Raw genomic sequence first — 23850 nt, 5'->3', positions numbered from 1 at the left:
GGGAATTGTAGCCCGCGGGCGTTCAACGCACCCGCAGGAAAAGCGAGGGCCCGCGCAGGTCGAGGTCGAAGCGCAGCGTCCCTTCGCCGCGCACGCGGTCGAGGCGGATATGGGTGGCGCCGTATTCGAGGGCCAGTCCCCAGTGCCGGGTCGGGAACCACTCGAATCCCACGCCCGCATCGACGATATGCCCCTGCAAGGGGCCGCTGTCGCGAGTGACGCCGGACAGGTCGGCATAGGCCCGCCAGCGCTCGGAAAACGCATGCCGCCAGCCGAGCGAGGCCAGCGGCGCCATCGCCGCGTCCGAGGTACGCAGGCTCGCGGAAGCGGTGCCGCCGTTGACGGTGGCCTCGCCGTCGAAGGCGGTCTCGACCCGGTAGTGGGCCACGCCGAGGCCGAGCCCGAAGACGGTGGCGCCCTCGCCCATCCACCAGCGCCAGGCGGCGCTGGCGAACCCGAACTCGATCGCGCCCGAGACGTCGGCGGTGGTGTCGAACACCTGGCCGTCCCATTCGATGCGGCGCTCGAGGCGATGCGCGGTGTCGCGCGCGTAACCGAAGTACTCCAGCGACAGGCCGTTCGCCCGCCCCACCAGCACGTCCAGGCGGCCGTGGCCGACGGTGGCGCGGCGATCGAGGCCGAGGTCGTCCTCGAGGCCGAAGTCGCCCTCGCCGCTCCAGGTGTCGTTGTCGGCACTGAAGGCGAAGCGGGTGTCGCTGCGGGCATTCAGGGCGCCGGCCCACAGGCTCACGCGATCGAGCGGGCGGGCGCGGTCCCCGGAGTCACTGGCGGTCGCCACCGGGGTCGCCAGGGTGAGGGCGACAGCGAGGGCGACGGCGAGGACGAACAGGCGCTGCGTTGGCATCGGGCGGCTCCGGGAGGGTGCGGATACCGTAGCGGCGGGACGGGGCCACAAAAAGTGAAGCCGGGCGGGGCCCGGCTTTGCTTCGGTTGGTTGTAGGGCATCGCGCCTGAAGGCGCTCCTACATCAAGAGCATCGCGCCTGAAGGCGCTCCTACATCAAGAGCATCGCGCCTGAAGGCGCTCCTACTTGGCTTCGGAGAGTTCGACGCCGTCGAGGCCCTGGCTGAGCGTGCGGGCGTCGCCGCCCTGGGCGAGCTTGATCTTCAGGCGCACCTCGTTGGCCGAGTCGGCGAAGCGCAGCGCGTCCTCGTAGCTGATCTCGCCGGCCTGGTAGAGCTCGAACAGCGCCTGGTCGAAGGTCTTCATGCCCAGGTTCGTCGATTCCTTCATGACGTCCTTGAGCTTGTGGATCTCGCCGTCGCGGATGTAGTCCTGCACCAGCGGCGTGCCGAGCAGGATCTCCATCGCGACCCGCCGCGACTTGCCGTCCGGGGTCGGGATCAGCTGCTGGGCGACCACGCCCTTGAGGTTCATCGAAAGATCCATCAGCAACTGGTTGCGGCGGTCTTCCGGGAAGAAGTTGATGATGCGGTCCATCGCCTGGTTGGCGTTGTTCGCATGCAGGGTGCACAGCACCAGGTGGCCGGTTTCGGCGAAGGCGATCGCGTGGTCCATGCCCTCGCGGGTACGCACCTCGCCGATCATGATCACGTCGGGCGCCTGGCGTAGGGTGTTCTTCAGCGCCGCTTCCCAGCTGTCGGTGTCGATGCCGACCTCGCGCTGGGTGATGATGCAGCCCTCGTGCTTGTGCACGAATTCGATCGGGTCCTCGATCGTGATGATGTGGCCCGAGGAGTTCATGTTGCGGTAGCCGATCATCGCCGCCAGCGAGGTCGACTTGCCGGTGCCGGTGGCGCCGACGAACAGGATGATGCCGCGCTTGGTCATCGCCAGCGTCTTGATGACCGCCGGCAGGTTCAGCTCCTCGACCGTCGGGATGCGCGTCTCGATGCGACGCAGCACCATGCCGACCTGGTTGCGCTGGTAGAAGCACGACACGCGGAAACGGCCGACGCCGGAGACGCCGATCGCGAAGTTGCACTCGTGGGTCTTCTCGAACTCCTCGCGCTGCGAGGGGTTCATGACGTTCAGCACCAGGTCGCGCGACTGCTGCGGGGTCAGCGGGTTCTGGGTGATCGGCGACAGCTTGCCGTGCACCTTCATGCTCGGCGGCACGCCGGCCGTGATGAACAGGTCCGAGGCCTTCTTGTGGGCCATCAGCTTCAGGAACGAGGTGAAGTCGATGCTGCTCATGTTGGGTTCCTGGTCCTCTGGGGCGGCCGCCGAGTCGAATCGCGCCTGCAGCTTCGTGACCAGGCCGCGCTTGACCATGTCCTGCAGGCACTGGTCGAGGGTCTGCATGCCGACGTTCTGGCCGGTCTGGATCGCCGAGTACATCTGCGCGACCTTGTCCTCGCGGATAAGGTTACGGATGGCGGCGGTCGCGACCATGATCTCGTGGGCGGCGACACGGCCGCCACCGACCTTCTTCAGCAGCGACTGCGAGATCACCGCGCGCAGCGACTCGGACAGCATCGAGCGCACCATCGGCTTCTCGCCGGCGGGGAACACGTCGATGATGCGGTCGATGGTCTTGGCGGCCGACGAGGTGTGCAGGGTCGCGAACACCAGGTGGCCGGTCTCGGCGGCGGTCAGCGCCAGGCGGATCGTCTCGAGGTCGCGCATCTCGCCGACCAGGATGTAGTCCGGGTCCTCGCGGAGGGCCGAACGCAGCGCCTCGTTGAAGCCGTGGGTGTCGCGGTGCACCTCGCGCTGGTTGACCAGGCACTTCTGCGAGGTGTGCACGAATTCGATCGGGTCCTCGACCGTGAGGATGTGGCCGAACTCGTTCTTGTTGATGCTGTCGATCATCGCCGCCAGCGTGGTCGACTTGCCCGAGCCGGTCGGTCCGGTCACCAGCACGAGGCCCTGCGGCTGCTGGCAGAGCTCGGCGAAGATCTTCGGCGCCGCGAGTTCCTCGAGCGTCAGGATCTGGCTCGGAATCGTACGGAAGACCGCGCCGGCGCCGCGGTTCTGGTTGAAGGCGTTGACGCGGAAGCGCGCCAGGCCCGGGATCTCGAACGAGAAGTCGACCTCGAGGAATTCCTCGTAATCGCGCCGCTGCTTGTCCGACATGATGTCGTACACCAGCGAATGCACCTGCTTGTGGTCGAGTGCCGGGATGTTGATTCGACGGACGTCACCGTCGACCCGGATCATCGGCGGCAGGCCGGCGGAAAGATGCAGGTCGGAGGCCTTGTTCTTGACCGAAAACGCAAGCAGCTCGGCGATGTCCATCTGGCGATTCCCCTCGGCACGTAACGGATAGGCGACCGCGTGTCCCCGGGGCAGTATAGCGCCAACCCGTCAGGCCGATACCAGCCATGGAAGCGCTCCACCGAAGCCACCGCGATATTCGGCAACGCCTTGAAAACGCTGCGATCCTGGCAGGACGGCCAGGCGGGGTGGAACTGCTGGCCGTCGCCAAGACCCAGCCGGCGGCGGCGGTGCGTGCGCTCGCCGCCTGCGGCCAGTCCGCATTCGCGGAGAACTACGTGCAGGAAGCCGCGGGCAAGATCGGCGCGCTCGCCGACCTCGGGCTGACGTGGCACCTGATCGGTCACCTGCAGTCGAACAAGGCGGCGCAGGCGGCGGAACTCTTCGACTGGGTGCAGTCGGTCGACCGCCCGAAACTCGTGCGCGCGCTCGCCACCGGCCGAGCCGCCACGAGGCCGCCGCTGAACGTGCTGGTGCAGGTCAACGTCGACGGCGAGACCGGCAAGTCCGGCTGCGCGCCCGCCGAGGTCGCGGCGCTCGCCGACGCCGTCGCCGCCGAGCCGCGGCTGCGCCTGCGCGGGCTGATGGCGATCCCGGAGCCGCATCCCGACCCCGGCCACCGGCGGGCGGCGTTCCGGGCGATGCGCGCGCTGTTCGACGAACTCGCCCGCCGCCATCCCGGCATCGACACGCTGTCGATGGGCATGAGCGACGACTTCGAGCTGGCGATCGCCGAAGGCGCGACGATGGTGCGCGTCGGCACCGCCCTGTTCGGCGCGCGGCCGGCGAAGCCGCGCGCGGATTAACATCGGCACATGGACAGCTTCCCGACCCTCGCTTTCATCGGCGGCGGCAACATGGCACGCAGCCTGATCGGCGGCCTGGTGCGCACCGGCCTTCCCGCCACGAAGATCCGCGTCGCCGAGCCGGTACCGGCGCTGCGCTACGCCCTCGCGGCCGACTTCGGCGTTGCCGTGTACGCGGACGGCCCCGCGGCCGCCGACGGCGCCGACGTCTGGGTGCTGGCGGTGAAGCCGCAGGTCATGGCCCAGGCCTGCACCGCGCTGGCCGACCTGGCGCAGACCCAGCGGCCGCTGGTCGTGTCGATCGCCGCCGGCATGCCGAGTGCGCGCATCGATGGCTGGCTCGGCGGTGCCCAGGCGGTCGTGCGGACGATGCCGAACACGCCCGCCCTGCTCGGCGCCGGCGCCACCGGTCTGTACGCCAATCCGGCGGTGGATGCCGAACGGCGCGCGATCGCGGAAACGCTGATGAAGGCCGCCGGCCTGACCGTGTGGATCGCCGACGAGGCGCTGATGGACGCGGTGACCGCCGTGTCCGGCAGCGGCCCGGCCTATGTGTTCCTGCTCGCCGAGGCCCTGCAGGCGGCCGGCGAAGCCGAGGGCCTGCCGGCGGAGGCCGCGAAAGCGCTGGCGGTGCAGACCCTGGTCGGCGCCGCCCGCATGCTCGGCGAATCCGGCGAGGACGCCGCCACCCTGCGCCAGCGCGTCACCTCGCCCAACGGGACGACCCAGGCCGCGCTCGAGGCCTTCGCCGCCGGCGGTTTCCACGAACTGGTCGCGACCGCCGTCGCCGCTGCGGTGCGCCGCGGCCGCGAACTGGCCGCGGCGGGCTGAGCCGGTGAGCCTGCTGCTGGTACGCCACGGCCAGGCGAGTTACGGCGCCGCCGACTACGACAATCTCTCCGAACGCGGCTGGCTGCAGGCGCGCCGCCTCGGCGACTGGCTCGCCCGCGGCGGCCACCGCTTCCGCGCGGTGGTCGTCGGTGGCATGCGCCGGCACCGGCAGACCGCCGAGGCCGTCCGCGAGGGCTTCGTGGCCGCCGGGCTGGCTATGCCGGAGTGGGTCGACGACGCCGGCTTCGCCGAATTCGACCACCAGGCGGTGTTCTCGACCTGGATGAAGCGCAATGCCGACGACCCGATCGCGCTCCGCGCCGCCAGTGGCCAGCCCAAGGACGTCGGCGCGATGCTGCAGGCGGCGCTGCTGGCCTGGGCGCGCGACGAATTGCCCGGACTGCCGGAGAGCTGGGGCGGATTCGGCGCCCGCGTGCACGCCGCCGGCGAGCGCCTGCAGGCCCTGGCCGGCGGCGACGAGGCGCTGGTGCTGACCTCGGGCGGGGTGATCTCGCGGCTCGCGCAGATCGCCCTCGACGTGCCTGACCACCGCGCGGTCGAACTGAACCTGGCACTGCGCAACAGCGCCCTGAGCGAATTCCACCCGCACGCCGGCCGCCTGCGCCTGGGCAGCTGGAACGCGTTGCCGCACCTGCACGGCGAGCGCGAGCTGTGGACGTACTACTGAGCCGGCGGTGCCCTTCACTCCCGTCCATCTCGGCCCCGGGCTGGTGTTCAAGGCGATCGGCGGGCGGCATTTCAGTTTCATGGTGTTCGGCGGCGCCCAGGTGCTGATGGACCTGGAGCCCCTGTTCGGCATCCTGCTCGACTGGCCGATACTGCACGGGCGCACGCACTCCTTCGTCGGCGCCACCGCGATCGGCCTGGTCGCGGCGCTGACCGGACGGCCGCTCAGCCTGCCGGTGCTGCGCTGGCTGCGGGTGCCGCATCCGCCGTTCACCTGGACGGCGTCGTTCCTCGCCGCCTTCGCCGGAACGTATTCGCATGTCGTGCTCGACGCGATCATGCATGCCGACAGCGAACCGCTGTGGCCATTCGCGCCCGGCAATCCCTGGCTGTCGGCGGTGTCGATGGAGATTTTGCACCTGGGCTGCTTCGCCAGCGCCGCGGTCGGCCTCGCCGGGATCGGGCTGCATGCGCTGTGGACACGCCGTCTTCGGAAAGGAACCCCATGACCACCGCGAACACCGTCGTCGATCCGGCCACGCTGCCGCTCGATCCCCTCGCCGCCTGGCTGGCGCCGCGCCTGGCGGGCTTCCAGGGGCCGCTGCGCGCGCGGAAGTTCGCCGGCGGGCAGTCCAACCCGACCTTCCTGCTCGAAGCCGGCGACCGCCGCTGGGTCCTGCGCCGCAAGCCGGCGGGCCGGCTGCTGCCCTCGGCGCATGCCGTCGACCGCGAGTTCCGCGTGCTGCAGGCCCTGCACGGCGGTCCGGTGCCGGTCGCGCGGCCGCTGCTGCTCTGCGAAGACACGGCGGTGATCGGCGCGATGTTCTATGTGATGGCGTACGTCGACGGCGTCGTGCACTGGGATCCGTCCCTGCCCGACGCCACGCCGCAACGCCGCGCCGACATCCACGACGCGGTGCTGCGCACCCTCGCCGCGCTGCACGCACTGGACCCGGCCGCGCTCGGCCTCGGCGACTACGGCAAACCCGGCAACTACTTCGCCCGCCAGCTCGCGCGCTGGAGCGACCAGTACCGCGCCAGCGAAACGCAGCCGATCCCGGCGATGGAGACGCTGATCGCCGAACTGCCGCGGCGCTGCCCGGCCGACGACGGTGCGGTGGCGCTCGTGCACGGCGACTTCCGCGTCGACAACCTGCTGTTCGCGCGGGACTCGGCGCAGGTGCTGGCCGTCGTCGACTGGGAACTGTCGACGCTCGGCCACCCACTGGCCGACCTCGGCTACTACTGCATGGCGCTGCGGCTGCCGCGCAATCCGGCCCTGCCCGGCCTCGCCGGCATGGACCGCGCGGCGCTCGGCATCCCCGACGAGGCGGCGATGCTCGCGCGCTACGCCGAACTCAGCGGCCGGCCGATCCCCGCCGACTGGGGCTTCGTGCTCGCGTTCAGCTTCTTCCGCCTCGCCGCGATCGCCCAGGGCGTCGCCAGACGCGCCCAGCAAGGCAACGCCTCCAGCACCCGCGCCGCCGAGGCCGGCGCCATGACCGCGATGCTGGCGACGCTGGGCCTCAAGGCCTTGGGGGATTGAATCCTTGCCACTGACGAGCACCGACAAGGCAAAGGCAGGTCTACAACGGACAGGAGCCGAAAACGCCGATCAATCGCGCGCAGGCGGTCGTATTCCGGCGGGGCTTCGCCGCGAGGCCCGTGGACATCCGGAGGCTGCGGAAAAATCCGGGAGGATCGGCTTTGATCCGATGTCGAAAAAGCCTTGTCCGTCCGCAGCGAGGATTCAGCTGTCCGGGGTCGTTCGGGCCCAGCGGGCGATGTGGGTGTGGAGCGCGCGGAGGCCGTCGGTGAGGGCGGCGGGGCCGGGCTGCAGGATGATCGGCGACTTGATCTCGTGCAGTTCGCCGTCGCGCACCGCCGGCACGTTCTGCCAGCCGGGGCGCGCGGCGACGCGGGCGGGCTGGAATTTCTTGCCGCACCAGGAGCCGAAGACGATGTCGGGGGCGCGGCGGATGATCTCGTCGTCGTCGGCGAGGATGCGCTGCTTGGCCAGCGGCTCGGCGGCGAGTTCCGGGAAGATGTCGTCGCCGCCGGCGATGCGCACCAGTTCGGCGACCCAGCGGATGCCGCTGATGCGTGGCTCGTCCCATTCCTCGAAGTAGACCCTGGGTCGCCGCGGAAGCAACGCCGCCTGTCCGGCAATCCTGTCGATACCCCGCTGCAGCTCCCCGGCATAAGCCTCGGCCTTTGCGGCACAACCGACCAGCGCACCGAGCCGGCGCACGTAGTCGAGGATCTCCCCGACGCTGCGGTGGTTGGCGATCCACACCTCGACGCCGCGGCGCACGAGTTCGGCGGCGATATCGGCCTGGATGTCGCTGAAGCCGATCGCGAAATCCGGTTTCAGGGCCAGGATCGCGTCGATCTTCGCGCTGGTGAAGGCGCTGACCTTCGGTTTCTCCCGGCGCGCACGCGGCGGGCGGACGGTGAAGCCGCTGATGCCGACGATGCGCTCCTGTTCGCCGAGCGCGTACAGGACCTCGGTCGGCTCCTCGACCAGGCAGACGATGCGGCGCGGACCGTGGCGCGCCGGCGTGCTCACGGGAACAGCTGCCGCAGCGTCCAGGCGCCGTCGATGCGTTCGTAGACGTCGCGGTCGTGCAGGCGGAAGCGGGCGCCGTACCAGAACTCGATCAGCTCCGGCACGACGCGGAAGCCCGACCAGTGCGGCGGCCGCGGCACCGGGCCGTCGGCGAATTCCTTCTCGTAGGCGCTGACGCGGGCGTCGAGCACCGAGCGTTTCGGCAGCGTCTGCGACTGCAGCGAAGCCCAGGCGCCGAGCTGGCTCACCCGCGGCCGGGTCGCGAAATAGGCATCGGCCTCGGCCAGCGACACCGGCTCCACGGTGCCCTCGATGCGCACCTGCACGCCGTCGCGCAGGGTCTTCCAGTGGAACAGCAGCGCCGCCTGCGGGTTCGTCGTGAGCTGGCGGCCCTTGGCGCTGTCGAAGTTGGTGTAGAAGACGAAACCGCGTTCGTCGTGCGCCTTCAGCAGCACGGTGCGTGCATGCGGGCGGCCGTCGGGGTCGGCGGTGGCGACGGTCATCGCGGTGGATTCGGGATCGCCGGCGGCGGTGGCTTCGGCGAGCAGCGACGAGAACGTCGCCAGGGCTTCGGCATACAGGTCTTTCGATTCGCTGGTCACTTGCTTCGCCGCCGTCGGTGGGGCGGCCATTGTCGCGCTCCGGCTCGGCCTGCTCCAGTTGTTGGTTGCGGGTGTCGCCGGGAGGGCCGCTACGTCGCCACTCCGGAACAGGCCGATCCGGCGCGCGAAACGGCGACGCCGGCGGCGCTCCTTCCTGATTGCGGACGAGCCGCCGGCGGTGTGATCGGAGACCGTGCGGGGCACCGGCGGTACTCGTCGGCGCGCGTCGATCGCAGCGCCGGCGGTTCGTCCGCGAACGGGAAGTAGCTTGGCGGTGATCCTGCCGCGAGCGCCCAGGCAGCGTCGAAGTCCCGGGACCGAATGACCGGATGCTACGATCCACGTGCATGAATCCCGCGCCCAACCTCGTCCTCGTCGGCCCGATGGGCGCCGGCAAGACGTCCATCGGCAAACGCGTCGCCGCCAGGCTCGGCCTGGTCTTCGTCGACTGCGACCAGCAGCTGGAGGCCGCGACCGGCGCCAGCGTGCCGGTGATCTTCGAATGCGAGGGCGAGGCCGGTTTCCGCACCCGCGAATCGGCGCTGCTGGCGAACCTGTTGCAGGGCGAAGGGCAGTTGCTGGCGACCGGCGGCGGCGCGGTGCTGGCGGCGGCGAACCGGCGGCTGATGCGTGAACGCGCCTTCGTCGTGCACCTGCCGGCCAGCGTCGACGAGCAGCTCGAGCGGCTCTGCCGCGACCGCACGCGGCCGTTGCTGGCCGTGCCGGACCGGCGGGCGCGGCTGGAAGCGCTGGCGGAAGCGCGCGGGCCGCTGTACCGGGAAGTCGCCGATCTGGAATTCACGCCGGGGTCGCTCGGCGTCGGCTGCGCGGCCGAGCAGCTGGCGGCGCGGGTCGCCGCGCTCTGGCGGCGCCCGGAGGCGGCATGACGGCGCACCGCCAGCTGCACGTCGCCCTCGGCGCCCGCAGCTACCCGATCACGATCGGCCGCGGCCTGCTCGACGATGCCGGCGCGCTGGCGGCGCTGGTGCCGGGGCGGCATGCGTTCGTGCTCAGCGACCGCAATGTCGCGCCGCGCTACCTGGCGAAGGTCGAGGCGGCGCTGGCCGGGCGCACGCTCGGGACCCTGGTGCTGCCGGCCGGTGAACAGGAGAAGACGCTCGTCCGCTTCGGCGAGGTGATGACGGCGCTGGCGGCGCTCGGTGCCAGTCGAGACGCCACCGTGATCGCGCTCGGCGGCGGCGTGGTCGGCGACCTGGCCGGCTTCGCGGCGGCCAGCTGGATGCGCGGCGTGCGCTTCGTGCAGCTGCCGACGACCCTGTTGGCGATGGTCGATTCCGCGGTCGGTGGCAAGACCGCGGTCGACCTGCCGCAGGGCAAGAACCTCGTCGGCGCCTTCCACCAGCCGGCGGCGGTGCTGGCCGATACCGCGACCCTGGACAGCCTGCCCGATCGCGAGCTGTCGGCCGGGCTGGCGGAAGTCGTCAAGTACGGCGCGATCGCCGATCCCGCCTTCTTCGCCTGGCTGGAGGTGAACGCCGAGGCCCTGCTCGCCCGCGATCCGGCGGCGCTGGCGGAGGCGATCGCGATCAGCTGCGCGCACAAAGCCGGCATCGTCGCCCGCGACGAGACGGAGCAGGGCGAGCGGATGCTGCTGAACTTCGGCCACACCTTCGGGCATGCGATCGAGACCGAGCAGGGCTACGGCGGCCTGCTGCACGGTGAGGCGGTGGCGGTCGGGATGGTGATGGCGGCGCGGCTGTCGGCAGCGCGGGGAATGGCGCCGGCGACGGATGCCGATCGGCTGGCGGCCCTGCTCGCCCGCTTCCGCCTGCCGGTGGAGTTGCCGGCCGGGCTGTCGCGGGAGGCGCTGGCGGCGCGGATGCAACTCGACAAGAAGGCCGTCTCCGGCCGGCTGCGGCTGATCCTCTGGCACGGCGTCGGCCGCGCCGTCACCGTAACGGTGTCAGAGACAGTTATTCCCGGGTGACCAGGCGGCGGGATAACTGTGCCGCGCACCGTTAATTTCGATTAACCGTGCCCGGCACACTTCGGACAGCGTTTAGAATGCGCGCCCATGCGCCTGCTCATGCAACAACGTCCGATGTCCGGCGAAGCGCCGAAGTATGTCCAGCTGGTGCTCCAGCAGGACCTGCTCGGCGGCTGGACCCTGCTGCGCGAAACCGGCCAGATCGGCGGCAAGGCGCAGCTGCGCCGTGAGCAGTACCTGGAGCGCGACGCCGCCCTGGCGGCATTCGAGAAGGCCCGCGACGCGCAGGTGCGCAAGGGCTTCCAGGTCATGTTCACCCAGGGAGTCAGCGGATCTTGAGCAGCTTGAAGAACGACCGTTTCCTGCGCGCGCTGCGCCGCGAGCCCGTCGACACCACGCCGGTGTGGCTGATGCGCCAGGCCGGGCGTTACCTGCCGGAATACCGCGCCACCCGCGCCCAAGCGGGCAGCTTCATGGGCCTGGCGACCAATCCGGAGCTGGCCTGCGAGGTCACCCTGCAGCCGCTGCGCCGCTTCCCGCTCGACGCCGCGATCCTGTTCTCCGACATCCTGACCATCCCCGACGCGATGGGCCTCGGCCTGTATTTCGCCGAAGGTGAGGGCCCGAAGTTCGAGCGCCCGGTGCGCAGCGCCGCCGACATCGCCAAGCTCTCGGTGCCGGACATCGGCACGAAGCTGCGCTACGTCACCGACGCGGTCAGCCTGATCCGCCGCGAGCTCGACGGCCAGGTGCCGCTGATCGGGTTCTCCGGCAGCCCGTGGACGCTGGCCTGCTACATGATCGAAGGCGGCGGCAGCGACGACTTCGCCCGCGTGAAGGCGCTGGCGATCGAAGACCCCGCGTCCCTGCACCGCCTGCTCGGCGTGGTCACCGACGCGGTGATCGCCTACCTCGACGCCCAGCGCCAGGCCGGCGCCCAGGCGATGCAGGTCTTCGACACCTGGGGCGGCATGCTGGCGCCGCACCTGTACCGCGAATTCTCGCTGCGCTACCTGCAGCGCATCGCCGCCGAACTGCCGCGGGGCGAAGGCGCCGACGCCGCGCCGCTGATCCTGTTCGGCAAGGGCAACGGCCCATACCTGGAAGAACTGGCGGCGACCGGCGCCGAAGCGATCGGCGTCGACTGGACGGTGTCGCTCGGCGACGCCCGCCGGCGTACCGGCGGCCGCGTCGCCCTGCAGGGCAATCTCGACCCGTCCACGCTCTACGCGAACCCGGACGCGATCCGCGCCGAAGCCCGCCGCGCCCTCGACGACTACGCCGCCGCCAACGGCGGCTCCCGCGCCGGCCACGTGTTCAACCTCGGCCACGGCATGGCGCCGTCGATGGACCCGGAGCATGTGCGGGTGCTGGTCGAGGCCGTGCACGAGGTGGGGGCGACGCCGGCGGCCTGAAGCGAGAAGCGAGGAACGAGGAACCAATCAGGGCCCGCGCGTTCCGCGCGCGTGGGGGTAGGGATCGCGGCTGAAGCCGCTCCTACCCATCGTTCCTCGTTCCTCGTTCCTCGTTTCTCCCACCCCCTCCCCCTCGAGCAGCGCGGTGATGAGCTGGTCGAGTTCCTCGCCGCTCACCGGCTTGCGCACGAAGGCGGCCATGCCGGCGGCGCGGGCCTGGGGCTCGGCGTCGGCGTCGGCGCGGGCGGTCAGGGCCAGCAGCGGCAGCGACCAGCGGCCCTGGATCAGGCCGGCGAGCTGCAGGCCGTCGATGCCGGGCAGGTCGAGGTCGACGATCGCCAGGTCGTAGGCGGCGCAATCGAGTTCGGCCAGCGCCGACAGCGCGTGCGCGGCGTGCACGACGGTGTGGCCGCGGCTGCGCAGCAGGCCGGCGATGACCTCACCGACCAGCGGATCGTCCTCGACCAGCAGCAGGCGGCGGCCCGCGGCCGGCAGGTTCGCGACTTCCGGCGGCGGCGCCGGCAACGGCGCATCGGTGCCGGGCAGCGGCAGTTCCACTTCGAACCGCGCGCCCTGCCCCGGCGCGCTGTGCACTTCGATGCGGCCGCCCATCGCCACGGCCAGCTCGCGCGAGATCGCCAGCCCGAGTCCGGAACCGCTGCCGCCGCTGCCGCCGGCCTCGAAGCGCCGGAACAGGCGCGACTGCTGCTCGCTGTCCAGCCCGGGGCCGTCGTCCTGCACGATCAGGTGCAGGCCCTGCGGCCACAGCGGTTCGACCTGGATCGTCACCTGGCCGCGGCGGCAGAACTTGATCGCGTTGTGGCCGAGGTTGAACAGGATCTGCCGGATCCGGGTCGGGTCGCCGCTCAGGGCTTCCGGCGTCTGCGGGCTGCAGGCGAGGCCGAACTGCAGGCCCTTGGCCTCGGCCATCGGCTGCAGCAGCGCGCTCACCTCCTGCAGCAGCGGCCACAGCGCGAACGGCCGCTGTTCGATCTGCAGCCGCCCTGCCTCGATGCGGGCGAGGTCGAGGGCGTCGTTGACCAGCCGCAACAGGTGCCGGCCGGCATGGCCGATCGCCTCGACCTGCAGCCGCTGCGCCGGGTTCAGTTCCCCGCCCTGTAGCAGCTCGGCCATGCCGAGCACGCCGGTGAGCGGGGTCCGCAGCTCGTGCCCGAGGGTCGCCAGGAAACGCGTCTTCGCCTCCGACTGCCGCTCCGCCTCCTCGCGCCGCGCCTGGCTGCGCTGCCATTCGGCGGCGCGCCGGCGGCGACCGTGGTCGTAGACCGCGGCACCGGCGACGCCGGCGAGCATCAGTGCGCCGATCACCAGCAGCACGCCGCGGGTCTGCCACCACGGCGAGTCGACCAGCAGCAGGCGCTCCTCGGCGAGTTCCCAGCCGTCGCCACGGTCGACGCCGATGCGCAGGGCATTCGGACCCGGCGGCAGCCGCGGCCAGCGCATCTCCGCCGGCCAGCGCAGTTCGCGCCAGTCGTCGTCGACACCGACCAGTTGCAGGCGCCAGCGCCAGGCCAGCGGCGCCGGCGGTGGGCGCAGGCGCAGGTGCAGGTCGTGGTCGCCGCGGCGCAGGTGCAGGTAGCGGCGGTCGAGCGGCAGCGCGAGGCGCACGCCGTCGCGTTCGATCTCGAGGGCTTCGACCAGGCCCGGCGAGGGCAGCGGTGGCGGCACCCCGGTGGCCGGCGCCGCGGTCACGGCGACACCGGGGATGCCGGCGACACCGGCGACACGCTGCGTTGCCGCGACGTCCGCGCAGGCGAGCGCCAGCAGCGCCGCGAACAGCGCCGCGAGCGCGCCGCGACGCGTCCCGCAAGCCTGCAGGCCCCCGTCCGCCACGCGTCCGCCGCTGCCGTCACCGGCCATGGCCATCCCCGCATCCCTGCTGCCTGCGCCTAGACTACGGACCGGCGTGCGCGAGGGCAGTAGGAAAACCGCTCGCGAACGCAGCGACCGCCGATGCCGGCGCGAACGACGAGGTCACCGACGATGCCGCACGTGTTCCGCAACCGCGACGATTCCTGGGGCTGGGTCAGCATCTCCCTGCACTGGCTGGTGGTGCTGGCGGTGCTCGGCCTGTGCGCGGTCGGCTTCCTGATGCAGGAGCTGCCGAACCGCCCCTACAAGGTCGAGATCTACGCGCTGCACAAGAGCTTGGGCCTGACCGTGCTCGGATTGACCGTGCTGCGCCTGCTCTGGCGCCTGGTCGCCGGCACGCCGGCGCCGGCGCCCGGCATGCCGCGCTGGCAGCGCTGGCTGGCCAGCGCCAGCCACGGCGCCCTCTACGCGATCCTGCTGGCGATGCCGCTCAGCGGCTGGCTGTACAACTCGGCCTCCGGTTTCCCGCTGCAGTGGTTCGGGGTGTTCTCGCTGCCGAAGCTCAGCGGACGCGATGCCGGCATCCGCGGGTTCGCCCACGACATGCACGAATGGCTGTTCATCGCCCTGGCGGTGGTGGTGACCGTGCATGCCTTCGCCGCGCTCAAGCATCATTATTTCGACCGCGACCGCACGCTGGTGCGGATGCTGCCGTGGTGCGGCGAACCGAAGACGGCGAAGCCACCGGCCGCGCCCGTCGCGACGGCGCCGGCGGCAGCGCCGGTCGCCAGCGACGACGACTTCGCCGACCCGCCGAATGCCGACACCTATTCCGGAGACCGCTGATGTCCCTGCTGCGCAATGTCCTCGCCCTCGCTGCCGCGGTCTTCGTGCCGAGCGCCGACGCCGCCGACTGGAGCGCCGGCGCCGCCTCCACGCTCGGCTTCACCGCCCGCTACCAGGGCGAGGAGATCCATGGCCGCTTCCCCGGCTTCAGCGCCCGCATCGGTTTCGATCCGGCGGCGCCGCAGGACTGCCGCTTCGAGGTCGACATCCCGCTGCAGGCGGTCGTCGTCGACATGGACGACGCGGCCGGCATGCTGCAGGAAGCCGAGTTCTTCGCCACCAGCGAGCACCCGCGCGCACGCTGGACGGCGACGTCCTGCCGCGCCGACGGTGCCGGATTCATCGCCGCGGGCACGCTCATGCTGCGCGGTGTCAGCAAGCCGGTACCGCTGCGCTTCACCTGGACCGCCGGCGCGGCGCCGGTGCTGAGCGGCGAAGCCACCGTCGCCCGCCTGCAGTTCGGCGTCGGCGGCGGCGAATGGGCGGATACGGGCTTGCTGCCGGACGAGGTGCGGGTGGTGACGCGGCTCACGCTCGAAAGCGAGTAACGAGTGGAGAGTAACGAGTAACGAGTAGTGCGCGCGCTGACTGACACCTCGCGCGAAGCGCGGGCTTTCACTCGTTGCTCGTTGCTCTCCACTCGTTACTCGCCCTTCAGGAAGTCGCGCACCTCGCCCGCCCCGAACGGCCAGCCGAGCTCAGCGCCGTCGTCGCGCCGCAGCACCGGCACGCGTTCGCCGTAGGCGGCCTCGAGCCCGGGATCGCCGTCGATCCACAGCGAATCGAAATCAGGCACGCCGGCGGCGGCCAGCACGTCCCAGGCGCGGTCGCAGAGTTCGCAGTCGTCCTTCTGGATGAGAACCGGCATGGTCGGCGTTCGGCGTTCGAGGTCCTGGCGGCACACTCTAACGGCTTCACTACCTCGTACCTCGTACGAACTACGAACTGCGAGGGGGGGAGCATCGCGGCTGAAGCCGCTCCTACAGGGGGGCGGGGGTAGAATGCGGGTCCTCGCACGGAACCCCCGGCCATGGCTGTCAGCACCTTCGACCTGTTCAAGATCGGCATCGGGCCCTCGTCCTCGCATACGGTGGGGCCGATGCGGGCAGCGGCGCGCTTCGTCGCGCACTGGCTCGAGGAGAAGGGCAATCTCGCCCGCACCGCGCGCGTGCGCGCCGAGGTGTTCGGCTCGCTGGCGCTGACCGGCCGCGGCCACGGCACCGACAAGGCGGTGCTGATGGGCCTCGAGGGCCACTGGCCGAACCAGATCGATCCCGACCTGATCCCGGCGGCGCTGGAACGCATCCGCGGCACGAAGCGCATCCGCCTGCTCGGCCACCACGAGATCGGCTTCGACGAGAAGCACGACCTGATCATGAACAAGCGGCAGAAACTGCCCTTCCACACCAACGGCATGCGCTTCATCGCCTACGACGCCGAGGGTGCGGTGATCGCGACCCGCGATTACTACAGCGTCGGCGGTGGCTTCGTGGTGAACCAGGACGAGGCGGCGGAAGACCGCATCGTCGCCGACACCACCGAACTCCCCTTCCCCTTCCGCTCCGGCGATGAACTGCTGGCGCGGGCCCGCGAGAGCGGCCTGACGATCGCCGGCATGATGCTCGCCAACGAGCAGGCCTGGCGGTCGCCGGAGCAGGTCGCCGAGGGCCTGCGCGAGATCTGGCAGGCGATGCAGGACTGCGTGCGCCGCGGCATCCGCGAGGCCGGCACCCTACCCGGCGGCCTGCGTGTCGCCCGCCGCGCACCGGCACTGTACGCCGAACTGTCGTCCAAGCCCGAGGCGGCGATGCGCGATCCGCTGACGACGCTCGACTGGGTGAACCTGTACGCACTGGCGGTGAACGAGGAGAACGCCGCCGGCGGCCGCGTCGTCACCGCGCCGACCAACGGCGCCGCCGGCATCATCCCGTCGGTGCTGCACTACTACGACCGCTTCTGCCCGGGTGCGAACGAGAAAGGCGTGTTCGACTTCCTGCTCACCGCCGCCGCGATCGGCATCCTCTACAAGGAGAACGCCTCGATCAGCGGCGCCGAGGTCGGCTGCCAGGGCGAGGTCGGCGTCGCCTGCTCGATGGCCGCCGCCGGGCTCACCGCCGCGCTCGGCGGCAGCCCGGCGCAGATCGAGAACGCGGCCGAGATCGGCATGGAGCACAACCTCGGCCTGACCTGCGACCCGATCGGCGGCCTCGTGCAGATCCCCTGCATCGAACGCAATGCGATGGGCGCGGTGAAGGCGATCAACGCTTCGCGCATGGCGCTGCGCGGCGACGGCAGCCACAAGGTGTCGCTGGACAAGGTCATCAAGACCATGCGCGACACCGGCCGCGACATGCAGGACAAGTACAAGGAAACCAGCCGCGGCGGCCTCGCCGTCAACGTGATCGAGTGCTGAGGCTCACTCGCGCCGCAGCAGCATCCGCGTGCCACCCTCGTTGGCGCGGGCGATGATCTCGATCGCCCTCGATCACGCCTTCGGAGTACAGCCACACCGGCTCGCCGGCGTCGTCGTAGGTGTACCAGTAGAGGATCGCGCGGTCGCGGGAGAAGATCTCGAGGTTGAAGCCGCTGCCCGATTCCGGGGGGTTGTACCAGGACCCGCTGTACGACGGGTCGATCGCCGCCGCCGGCAGGGCGAAAGCGAGGGCCAGCGTACCGGCGGTCGCCGCGATGGCGTGCTTGCGGGTTGCGTGTCGTGTCATGTCGACTCCTGTGGTTGCGAAAGCGCGGGATCGTCTTGACGCATCCACGGCCCGGCATGTGACGCGAGTTGCTGGCCGCCTTTCCGCTTGCCTGCGTTGCCGCGTCATCCGATAGTCGTGCCATCGTCGACCTGGGACGTGTCCGCCATGCGCCGCACCGCGACGCCCCGCCTGTCGCTCATGCTGCTGTCCTTCCTGCTGGCGCTGGCCCCGGCGGCACAGGCGCTGGACCCGGACAAGGCCTTCCACCACTACGTCCGCAACAACTGGTCGATCGAACAGGGGCTGCCGCAGATCTCGGCGCTGTCGCTGGCGCAGGACCGGCAGGGCTACCTGTGGGTCGGCACCCAGGCCGGGCTCGCGCGTTTCGACGGCATCCGCTTCGTCGTCCACAACCCGGACAATGCACCGGGGCTGCGCGGCATCTGGATCCACGATCTGCATGCCGACGACGACAACCGGCTGTGGATCGCCACCTACCGCGGCGTCTCGGTGCACGACAGCCGGGGCTTCCACGCGGTGCCGCTGCGCGACGGCGACCCGGACCGGCTGCTCGACACCAGCGACCTGCAGGCGATGCCTTCCGGCGAGATCATGGTGGCCGCGCCGGACGGTGTCTGGCGCATCCGCGACGACGCGCTCGAACTCGCGCATCCGCTGCCGTTGCCGGCCAGCTCGCTGATGGCGCGCGGCGACGAGCTCTGGGTGGGCAGCCGCGGCCGCGTGTTCCGCATCGCCGACGGCCAGGTGCACGTGCTGCCGTTGCCGGAAGGCGACGACGACACCGTCGTGACCCACCTGCTCGAGACCCAGGGCCGGGTCTGGGCCGGTACCAGCGCCGGCCTGTTCTTCCGCGACGGCACCCGCTGGTCGCGCCATGAAGGCGGCGCGCCGCTGTCGGAATCGCCGATCGAGGCGCTGTACGCGGACCGCGACGGCAACCTCTGGGTCGGTCTGGTGCGCGACGTGGTGCGGCTGCGCGCCGGACGCGTGCGCGAGGTGATCAGCGGCGACCGCCAGGTGTCGGCGGTGCGCGCGGTGTTCGAGGACCGCGAGGGCAACCTCTGGTTCGGCAGCCACTGGCAGGGCCTGAACCGCGTCTGGAACGGCTGGACCCGCCGCTACAGCGAGCACGAGGGCCTCGCGGACCCGATCCTGTGGTCGGTCGCGCGCGGCGGCGACGGCCGCATCTGGGTCGGCACCAACGACGGCCTCGCCGAACTGCGCAACGGCCGCTTCGAGATGATCGTGCGTGGCGAGGACCTGCCGCACCCGAACGCCTACACGCTGCTGCCCGAGGCCGACCACGTCTGGATCGGTACCCGCCTCGGCGTCGTGCGCTGGAACGGCCGCGCGCTGGAGGCGCCACCGGAGCTCGCACCGCTGCGCGCCGCGCAGATCAACGGCATGCTGCGCGACCGCGCCGGTGCCCTGTGGCTGGCGACCAACAGCGGCCTGTACCGGCTGACCCGCGACGGCCTGCGCGGGTTCGGCGCCGCCGAAGGCCTGCGCGACCCGCGCACGCGCCTGCTCTACCAGACCCGCGCCGGGCGGCTGCTGCTGGGCACCCAGACCGGCCTCTACGAAATCGTCGGCGAGCAGTTGCAGCCGCTCGGCACCGACAGCGGCCTGCGCCCCGACCTCGACGTCACCTCGATCCACGAACTGCCCGACGGCCGCCTGGTGATCGGGGCGCTGAGCGAGGAGATCTTCCTGTTCGACGGCGAGCGCTGGACCGGCTTCGGCAGCGAACAGGGCCTGCCGGTGAATTCGGCCTTCTTCATCACCGACGACCTCGACTACCTGTGGGTCGCCGGCATGCGCGGCATCTTCCGGGTGCCGATCGCCGACCTCACCGCGGTCGCCGCCGGCCAGGCCGAGCGCGTCGCCGGCGAGATGGTGCTCAACGAACGCGGCGACCGCCACGGGGGCCAGAAGGGTTTCTGCTGCAACGGCGCCGGCAATGCCAAGGGCTTCTTCGACCGCGGCCAGCTGTGGCTGCCGACCCGCGACGGCCTGGTGGCGATGGCGACCGCCGGCATCGTCAGGAACCCGGTGGCGCCGCGCACCCTGATCGAGCGCGTGCGCGTCGGCGAGCAGTGGCGCGATGCCGATCCGAGCGCCGACTGGACCCTCGAACAGGGCGAGCGCGACCTCAGCTTCGAATTCACCGTGCTCAGTTTCCAGGACCCCGGCAGCACCGACCTGCGCTACCGGCTGGTCGGCTACGACGCCGACTGGCGCACGCTCGACGACATCAACCGGCGCACGGTGAACTACACGAACCTGCCCCCCGGCGACTACGTGTTCGAGGCGATCGGCGCCAACAACGCCGGCCTGTGGAGCCCCGCCGCGGCCCAGCTCGGCTTCACCGTGCAGCCGTATTTCCACGAAACGCGGCTGTTCCAGGGGCTGATCGTGGCGCTGGTGCTGACCGTGCTCTACGCCGGCTGGCGCCAGCAGCTCGGCGCGCACCGCCGGCAGCGGGCGGCGCTGGAGCAGCTGGTGCGGCAGCGCACCGATGCGCTGGAAGCCGTCAACCACCGGCTCGAGGACGCCAGCCAGAGCGATCCGCTGACCGGCCTGCGCAACCGCCGCTACCTCGCCAGCCAGATTCCGGCCGACCTCGCCTTCTACTCGCGCGAGGCGCTGCGCCCCGGCGCGCGCGACGAGGTGATGGTGTTCGCGCTGCTGGACATCGACCACTTCAAGGCCATCAACGACCGCCACGGCCACGCCGCCGGCGACCGCGTGCTGCAGCAGGTCGCGCAGCTGCTGAACCAGCAGGTGCGTGGTGGCGACTACGTCGCGCGCTGGGGCGGCGAGGAATTCCTGCTGGTGTTCCGGCCGCTGCCGCCGCAGCACCTGCCGGTGATCGGCGAGCGCCTGCGCGCCGCCGTCGCCGGCCACCGCTTCGACATCGGCGGCGCCGAGCCGCTGCACCTGACCTGCTCGGTCGGCCTGGTCGAGGTACCGACCCTGCGCGACAGCCGCGGCACGCCCGGCTGGGAGCAGTGGGTCGAAGTCGCCGACCGCGCGCTCTACCACGTCAAGGCGAACGGCCGCGACGGCTGGGCGGCGTTCCGCTTTCCCGCCGGTGCCGATGCGGCGCAGCTGATGCAGGCGCTGGGCGGGGATGTGGCGGGCTTGGTGGTGGCGGGGCGAGTGGAGCTGGTCACGTCGCGGCCGGGGCGGCGTTGAGGTTGGGATCGCGGCTGAAGCCGCTCCTACAGTCTTTCTCGGCTCCCCTACCCGCTTCCCGGGGTGCCCACCCTGCCCTCGGCGGGTATGCTGGGGTCGGGGTAAAGGGGGTGGGCATGCGCCGGGCCGCGGTCTTCGTCGTGCTGGTCGCGCTGTACGTCGCCGGTGGCGGCTACTCGACCCTGCTGATCGACGGGCCGGGACAGGTCGCGCTGTTCTGGCCGGCCTCCGGCGTCGCCCTCGCCGGCGTCGTGCGCTACGGCCTGCGCTGGGCCTGGTTCGTGCCGCTCGGCGGCCTGCTGGTGCACCTGCTGTTCGATCCGGTACCACCGGCCTTCCTGTTCTGGTCGCTGACGAGCAACTTCGTCGGCGTGCTCGTCGGCGCGTGGCTGGTGCTGCGCGGGCCGGTCACCGATCCGCTGACGGTGCGCTTCGGACTGCGCGCACTCGCGGGCGGCCTGGCGATGGCACTGGTCAGCGCCGGCGTCGGCACCTTCGGCATGCAGCAGGCCGGCATCATCACGATGCCGCAGGTGCCGGCATCGGCCTTCCGCTGGCTGCTCGGCGACCTGCTCGGCGTCACCAGCGTCGCGCCGGCGGTGATGCTCGCGCTCGGCCGCGGCCATCCGCGGCTGCAGCCGCCGGAAGGCAGCGCTTACGGCCCGGAATCCGAGAAGCTGCTGTGGAACGTGGCGCTGGTCGCCAGCTTCCTGCTGATGGCCTGGGGCGGCAGCCTCGGCGGCCCCTATGCGCTCGGCCTGGTGGCGCTGCCGCTCGGCGTGCTGGTCTGGAGCGCGATCCGCTTCAGCCCGATGCACACCGGCCTGGCGATCGCGGTGACGATGCTGCTGATCGCCGGCATGGCCGGCTTCGGCCTCGCCGGCTATCCGGCGCCGACGCAGGCGCGTGACGGCCTGAACCTGCTCGCCTTCCTGATCGTGGTGTCGTCCCTGCCGATGATGCTGGCGTTCGCGATGCACCAGCAGCGGGTCACCGCCGAACGGCTGACCCAGCGCGCGACGATCGACCCGTTGACCGGCCTGTACAACCGCAATGCCTTCGAGGACCTGGTGCGCCGCGACGTCGCCGGCACGACCGCGCCGATGGCCCTGGCCTACGTCGACCTCGACCACTTCAAGCTGATCAACGACACCGCCAGCCACGTCGCCGGCGACGCGGTGATCCGCGGCGTCGCCGGGGTGCTGCAGGCGCACAGGCATCCCGACGACCTGCTGGCGCGCACCGGCGGCGACGAGTTCGCGCTGCTGCTGCGCAACTGCACGGCGATGGTCGCCGAGGACCGCCTGCGCACGATGCTGCGGGCGATCGAGGGCTACCGCTGCGGCTGGGACCGGCAGATGCTGGCGACGACCGCCAGCGCCGGCCTGATCGCCTTCCAGCCCGGCCAGGGCGATTTCGCCCAGCTGCTTTCGCAGGCCGACGCGGCCTGCTTCACCGCGAAGGAACAGGGCGGCAACCGGGTGTGCCTGGCCAGCGTCGACGGCGGCGAACTGCTCGACCGTACCGCGGCGATGCGCTGGGTGGTGCGCATCCGTGAGGCGCTCGAGGACGACGCGCTGGAGCTGTACTGCCAGAGCATCGCGCCACTGCGGCCGGAGGCCAACGGCGGCCGCCATTTCGAGATCCTGCTGCGCCTGCGCGACCCGCGCAGCGGCGAGCTGATGATGCCGGGCATGTTCATGCCGGCCGCCGAGCGCTTCCACCTCGGCAACCGCATCGATCGCGAGGTGGTGCTGCGCACGCTCGACTGGCTCGAACGGCATCCGAAGGAAGCGGCATCGGTGGCGGTGTGCAGCGTGAACCTGTGCGGCGAGGCGATCGGCGACGAGGGCTTCCTCGGCTTCCTGACCGACCGCCTGCGCCGCACCGCGTTCCCGCCGGACCGCCTGTGCTTCGAGCTGACCGAGACCAGCGCCGTGCGCGACCTGGCGCGCGCGCAGCGCTTCATCAACCAGCTGCGCGCGCTCGGCTGCCGTTTCGCGCTCGACGACTTCGGCACGGGCTTCTGTTCGTTCAACTACCTGCGCGCGCTCGACGTCGACTACTTCAAGATCGACGGCAGCTTCGTGCGCGACATGGATTCGTCGCCGCTGGCGCTGGCGGTGGTGCGCTCGATCAACGAGATCGCCCACGTGCTCGACAAGAAGAGCATCGCCGAACGCACCGAGACCGAGCGCGAACGGCAGGCCCTGCTGGCGCTCGGCGTCGATTACGCGCAGGGCTACGTGTTCGACCGGCCGACGCCGATCGACGACTACTTCGGCGTCCGCCGCGACGAGGCCGCCGCATGACCCGCTTTCCGTGGGAGCGGCTTCAGCCGCGATGCTTCCCCCTGTTGGAGCGGCTTCAGCCGCGATCTCTGTGGGAGCGGCTTCAGCCGCGATGCTTTTCGCGCCTGAAGGCGCTCCTACAGGGGGGCGGGGCGGCGGCGCTGCTCGCAGCCGGCGCGGCCAGCGCGCAGACCGCCGAAATGCAGACGCTGCGCCGCGGCGACCGGCTGCTGGTGACGGCGGTGAACCGCAGTGCCGGTCCGGTCGAGGTCGAGCTGACCGGCACCGCCGCCGGCGACCAGCCGCTGCCGGTACGCGCGGTGGTGCCGGCGCACCGGTCGCTGACCCTGCTGCAGGTGCCGGTGAGCGCCGGTGCGCCGCGGCTCGAGCTGCGCGCGGTTCCCGGCGAGCCCTACCGGGTCGCCCGCGACGTCGTCTATTCGCTGCCGGTCGAGGAGTCGCGGGTCGAGCTCGGCCAGGGCTTCCACGGCGGCTTCAGCCACGACGACCCCGGCAACCGCTATGCCGTCGACCTGATCGTGCCCGAGGGCACGCCGGTGTTCGCGGCGCGCGCCGGCGTCGTCGTGCAGACCCGCGCCGGCCATTCCGAAGGCGGCGTCGACCCCTCGCTGCGCAGCCGCGCGAACTTCGTCCGCGTGCTGCACGACGACGGCAGCATGGCGCTGTACGCGCACCTGCGCGAGAACGGCGTCACCGTGCGCCCGGGCCAGCAGGTCACGCTCGGCCAGGTGCTCGGCTATACCGGCAACACCGGCTTCTCCAGCGGCCCGCACCTGCATTTCGCGGTGCAGGTCAACGTCGGCATGCGCCTGGAGTCGGTGCCGTTCCGGATGATCGGGCCGCAGGGCCTGCTGAGGCTGGACAGGAGGTAAGGGGTCCCGC

Annotated in this window: 21 protein-coding genes and 2 pseudogenes; 15 read left to right on the top strand and 8 right to left on the bottom strand. The window is 71.2% G+C overall.

Going from position 1 to position 23850, the window contains the following annotated elements:
* Positions 1-22: 22 nt before the first annotated feature.
* The 3 genes and pseudogenes from K311_RS15780 to K311_RS18060 form a co-directional block, all read right to left on the bottom strand.
* Entirely contained in the window at positions 23-865 is an 843-nt protein-coding gene (locus K311_RS15780; protein WP_051239641.1) for a hypothetical protein, read from the bottom strand.
* 182 nt (positions 866-1047) lie between these two features.
* Entirely contained in the window at positions 1048-2178 is a 1131-nt protein-coding gene (locus tag K311_RS0106585; RefSeq protein WP_026816653.1) for a PilT/PilU family type 4a pilus ATPase, read from the bottom strand.
* 39 nt (positions 2179-2217) lie between these two features.
* Positions 2218-3222, bottom strand: a pseudogene (locus K311_RS18060) (type IV pilus twitching motility protein PilT); the annotation flags it as partial.
* Between the two features lie 86 nt (positions 3223-3308).
* Between K311_RS18060 and K311_RS0106580 the strand changes: the two are divergent.
* Genes K311_RS0106580 through K311_RS0106560 form a run of 5 tightly spaced genes read left to right on the top strand, consistent with a single transcriptional unit; the run spans position 3309 to position 7071 of the window.
* Entirely contained in the window at positions 3309-4007 is a 699-nt protein-coding gene (locus tag K311_RS0106580) for a YggS family pyridoxal phosphate-dependent enzyme (RefSeq protein ID WP_051239639.1), read from the top strand.
* A 9-nt stretch (positions 4008-4016) separates the two neighbouring features.
* Positions 4017-4838, top strand: coding sequence for a pyrroline-5-carboxylate reductase (gene proC, locus K311_RS0106575; RefSeq protein WP_026816651.1), 822 nt, complete (start codon positions 4017-4019; stop codon positions 4836-4838).
* Between the two features lie 4 nt (positions 4839-4842).
* Entirely contained in the window at positions 4843-5526 is a 684-nt protein-coding gene (locus K311_RS0106570) for a histidine phosphatase family protein (protein ID WP_026816650.1), read from the top strand.
* 7 nt (positions 5527-5533) lie between these two features.
* Entirely contained in the window at positions 5534-6034 is a 501-nt protein-coding gene (locus tag K311_RS0106565; protein ID WP_026816649.1) for a hypothetical protein, read from the top strand.
* Positions 6031-7071, top strand: a complete 1041-nt coding sequence (locus K311_RS0106560) for a phosphotransferase family protein (RefSeq protein ID WP_043798073.1) — start codon at positions 6031-6033, stop codon at positions 7069-7071. The genes K311_RS0106565 and K311_RS0106560 overlap by 4 nt, the downstream gene beginning before the upstream one ends.
* A 204-nt stretch (positions 7072-7275) precedes the next feature.
* Here K311_RS0106560 and K311_RS0106555 read toward each other — a convergent pair whose 3' ends face one another.
* Positions 7276-8118: an ABC transporter substrate-binding protein gene (locus K311_RS0106555; protein WP_043798105.1), complete on the bottom strand. Its 843-nt coding sequence runs from the start codon at positions 8116-8118 to the stop codon at positions 7276-7278.
* Entirely contained in the window at positions 8091-8726 is a 636-nt protein-coding gene (gene pdxH / locus K311_RS0106550) for a pyridoxamine 5'-phosphate oxidase (protein WP_051239635.1), read from the bottom strand. The genes K311_RS0106555 and pdxH overlap by 28 nt, the downstream gene beginning before the upstream one ends.
* 317 nt (positions 8727-9043) lie before the next feature.
* Here pdxH and K311_RS0106545 point away from each other — a divergent pair, with 317 nt between their 5' ends.
* The 4 genes from K311_RS0106545 to hemE all read left to right on the top strand — a co-directional run bounded on the left by K311_RS0106545 (position 9044) and on the right by hemE (position 12059).
* The gene (locus K311_RS0106545; protein ID WP_026816645.1) at positions 9044-9583 is read left to right on the top strand and encodes a shikimate kinase; all 540 of its coding nucleotides are present in this window, start codon (positions 9044-9046) and stop codon (positions 9581-9583) included.
* Positions 9580-10644, top strand: a complete 1065-nt coding sequence (gene aroB, locus K311_RS0106540; protein WP_026816644.1) for a 3-dehydroquinate synthase — start codon at positions 9580-9582, stop codon at positions 10642-10644. Before K311_RS0106545 ends, aroB begins: the two co-directional genes overlap by 4 nt.
* A gap of 87 nt (positions 10645-10731) precedes the next feature.
* Positions 10732-10983: a WGR domain-containing protein gene (locus tag K311_RS0106535; protein ID WP_026816643.1), complete on the top strand. Its 252-nt coding sequence runs from the start codon at positions 10732-10734 to the stop codon at positions 10981-10983.
* Positions 10977-12059 carry a uroporphyrinogen decarboxylase gene (gene hemE, locus K311_RS0106530; RefSeq protein ID WP_026816642.1) on the top strand — a complete coding sequence of 361 codons (1083 nt, stop codon included), beginning with the start codon at positions 10977-10979 and terminating at the stop codon, positions 12057-12059. Before K311_RS0106535 ends, hemE begins: the two co-directional genes overlap by 7 nt.
* A 27-nt stretch (positions 12060-12086) precedes the next feature.
* Here the strand turns inward: hemE and K311_RS15775 are convergent, their stop codons facing one another.
* Entirely contained in the window at positions 12087-13943 is a 1857-nt protein-coding gene (locus tag K311_RS15775) for an ATP-binding response regulator (protein WP_154659470.1), read from the bottom strand.
* A gap of 117 nt (positions 13944-14060) precedes the next feature.
* On the opposite strand from K311_RS15775, the pseudogene K311_RS15770 reads away from it, so the two are divergent.
* Positions 14061-14603 (top strand): annotated as a pseudogene (locus K311_RS15770) (cytochrome b); the annotation flags it as partial.
* 131 nt (positions 14604-14734) lie between these two features.
* The gene (locus K311_RS0106515) at positions 14735-15283 is read left to right on the top strand and encodes a YceI family protein (protein ID WP_026816641.1); all 549 of its coding nucleotides are present in this window, start codon (positions 14735-14737) and stop codon (positions 15281-15283) included.
* A 95-nt stretch (positions 15284-15378) separates the two neighbouring features.
* Here K311_RS0106515 and K311_RS0106510 read toward each other — a convergent pair whose 3' ends face one another.
* On the bottom strand, positions 15379-15603 hold the full coding sequence (locus K311_RS0106510) for a glutaredoxin family protein (protein ID WP_026816640.1): 225 nt from the start codon (positions 15601-15603) through the stop codon (positions 15379-15381).
* Positions 15604-15765: 162 nt separating this feature from the next.
* Here K311_RS0106510 and K311_RS0106505 point away from each other — a divergent pair, with 162 nt between their 5' ends.
* Complete coding sequence (locus tag K311_RS0106505; RefSeq protein ID WP_026816639.1) at positions 15766-17148, top strand: L-serine ammonia-lyase; 1383 nt, start codon at positions 15766-15768, stop codon at positions 17146-17148.
* Here K311_RS0106505 and K311_RS0106500 read toward each other — a convergent pair.
* A complete protein-coding gene (locus K311_RS0106500; RefSeq protein WP_026816638.1) occupies positions 17129-17455 on the bottom strand; it encodes a hypothetical protein in 327 nt (108 codons plus the stop codon). The genes K311_RS0106505 and K311_RS0106500 overlap by 20 nt on opposite strands.
* Positions 17456-17602: 147 nt before the next feature.
* Here K311_RS0106500 and K311_RS15765 point away from each other — a divergent pair, with 147 nt between their 5' ends.
* From K311_RS15765 to K311_RS15755, 3 genes are all read left to right on the top strand, one after another.
* Entirely contained in the window at positions 17603-20656 is a 3054-nt protein-coding gene (locus K311_RS15765; protein WP_051239629.1) for a ligand-binding sensor domain-containing diguanylate cyclase, read from the top strand.
* Between the two features lie 116 nt (positions 20657-20772).
* Complete coding sequence (locus K311_RS17575; protein ID WP_051239627.1) at positions 20773-22968, top strand: putative bifunctional diguanylate cyclase/phosphodiesterase; 2196 nt, start codon at positions 20773-20775, stop codon at positions 22966-22968.
* Between the two features lie 179 nt (positions 22969-23147).
* Positions 23148-23840, top strand: a complete 693-nt coding sequence (locus K311_RS15755) for a M23 family metallopeptidase (protein ID WP_051239625.1) — start codon at positions 23148-23150, stop codon at positions 23838-23840.
* The last annotated feature ends 10 nt before the right edge of the window (positions 23841-23850 follow it).

The organism is Arenimonas composti TR7-09 = DSM 18010 (assembly GCF_000426365.1).
Classification (GTDB): Bacteria; Pseudomonadota; Gammaproteobacteria; order Xanthomonadales; family Xanthomonadaceae; genus Arenimonas; species Arenimonas composti.
Note: the sequence above shows the minus strand (reverse complement) of the source record. Positions and strands in the feature narration are given on the sequence as shown.

What these genes read in the sequence shown, in the direction of transcription:
- K311_RS15775 (WP_154659470.1), bottom strand. Translation starts at nt 13,943, where the DNA reads ATGGCCATGGCCGGTGACGGCAGCGGCGGACGCGTGGCGGACGGGGGC.
- K311_RS0106515 (WP_026816641.1), top strand. Translation starts at nt 14,735, where the DNA reads ATGTCCCTGCTGCGCAATGTCCTCGCCCTCGCTGCCGCGGTCTTCGTG.
- K311_RS0106585 (WP_026816653.1), bottom strand. Translation starts at nt 2,178, where the DNA reads ATGAGCAGCATCGACTTCACCTCGTTCCTGAAGCTGATGGCCCACAAG.
- K311_RS0106535 (WP_026816643.1), top strand. Translation starts at nt 10,732, where the DNA reads ATGCGCCTGCTCATGCAACAACGTCCGATGTCCGGCGAAGCGCCGAAG.
- K311_RS0106510 (WP_026816640.1), bottom strand. Translation starts at nt 15,603, where the DNA reads ATGCCGGTTCTCATCCAGAAGGACGACTGCGAACTCTGCGACCGCGCC.
- K311_RS15765 (WP_051239629.1), top strand. Translation starts at nt 17,603, where the DNA reads ATGCGCCGCACCGCGACGCCCCGCCTGTCGCTCATGCTGCTGTCCTTC.
- K311_RS0106545 (WP_026816645.1), top strand. Translation starts at nt 9,044, where the DNA reads ATGAATCCCGCGCCCAACCTCGTCCTCGTCGGCCCGATGGGCGCCGGC.
- K311_RS17575 (WP_051239627.1), top strand. Translation starts at nt 20,773, where the DNA reads ATGCGCCGGGCCGCGGTCTTCGTCGTGCTGGTCGCGCTGTACGTCGCC.
- K311_RS15780 (WP_051239641.1), bottom strand. Translation starts at nt 865, where the DNA reads ATGCCAACGCAGCGCCTGTTCGTCCTCGCCGTCGCCCTCGCTGTCGCC.
- pdxH (WP_051239635.1), bottom strand. Translation starts at nt 8,726, where the DNA reads ATGGCCGCCCCACCGACGGCGGCGAAGCAAGTGACCAGCGAATCGAAA.
- K311_RS0106500 (WP_026816638.1), bottom strand. Translation starts at nt 17,455, where the DNA reads ATGACACGACACGCAACCCGCAAGCACGCCATCGCGGCGACCGCCGGT.
- K311_RS15755 (WP_051239625.1), top strand. Translation starts at nt 23,148, where the DNA reads ATGCAGACGCTGCGCCGCGGCGACCGGCTGCTGGTGACGGCGGTGAAC.
- K311_RS0106560 (WP_043798073.1), top strand. Translation starts at nt 6,031, where the DNA reads ATGACCACCGCGAACACCGTCGTCGATCCGGCCACGCTGCCGCTCGAT.
- aroB (WP_026816644.1), top strand. Translation starts at nt 9,580, where the DNA reads ATGACGGCGCACCGCCAGCTGCACGTCGCCCTCGGCGCCCGCAGCTAC.
- proC (WP_026816651.1), top strand. Translation starts at nt 4,017, where the DNA reads ATGGACAGCTTCCCGACCCTCGCTTTCATCGGCGGCGGCAACATGGCA.
- K311_RS0106505 (WP_026816639.1), top strand. Translation starts at nt 15,766, where the DNA reads ATGGCTGTCAGCACCTTCGACCTGTTCAAGATCGGCATCGGGCCCTCG.
- K311_RS0106580 (WP_051239639.1), top strand. Translation starts at nt 3,309, where the DNA reads ATGGAAGCGCTCCACCGAAGCCACCGCGATATTCGGCAACGCCTTGAA.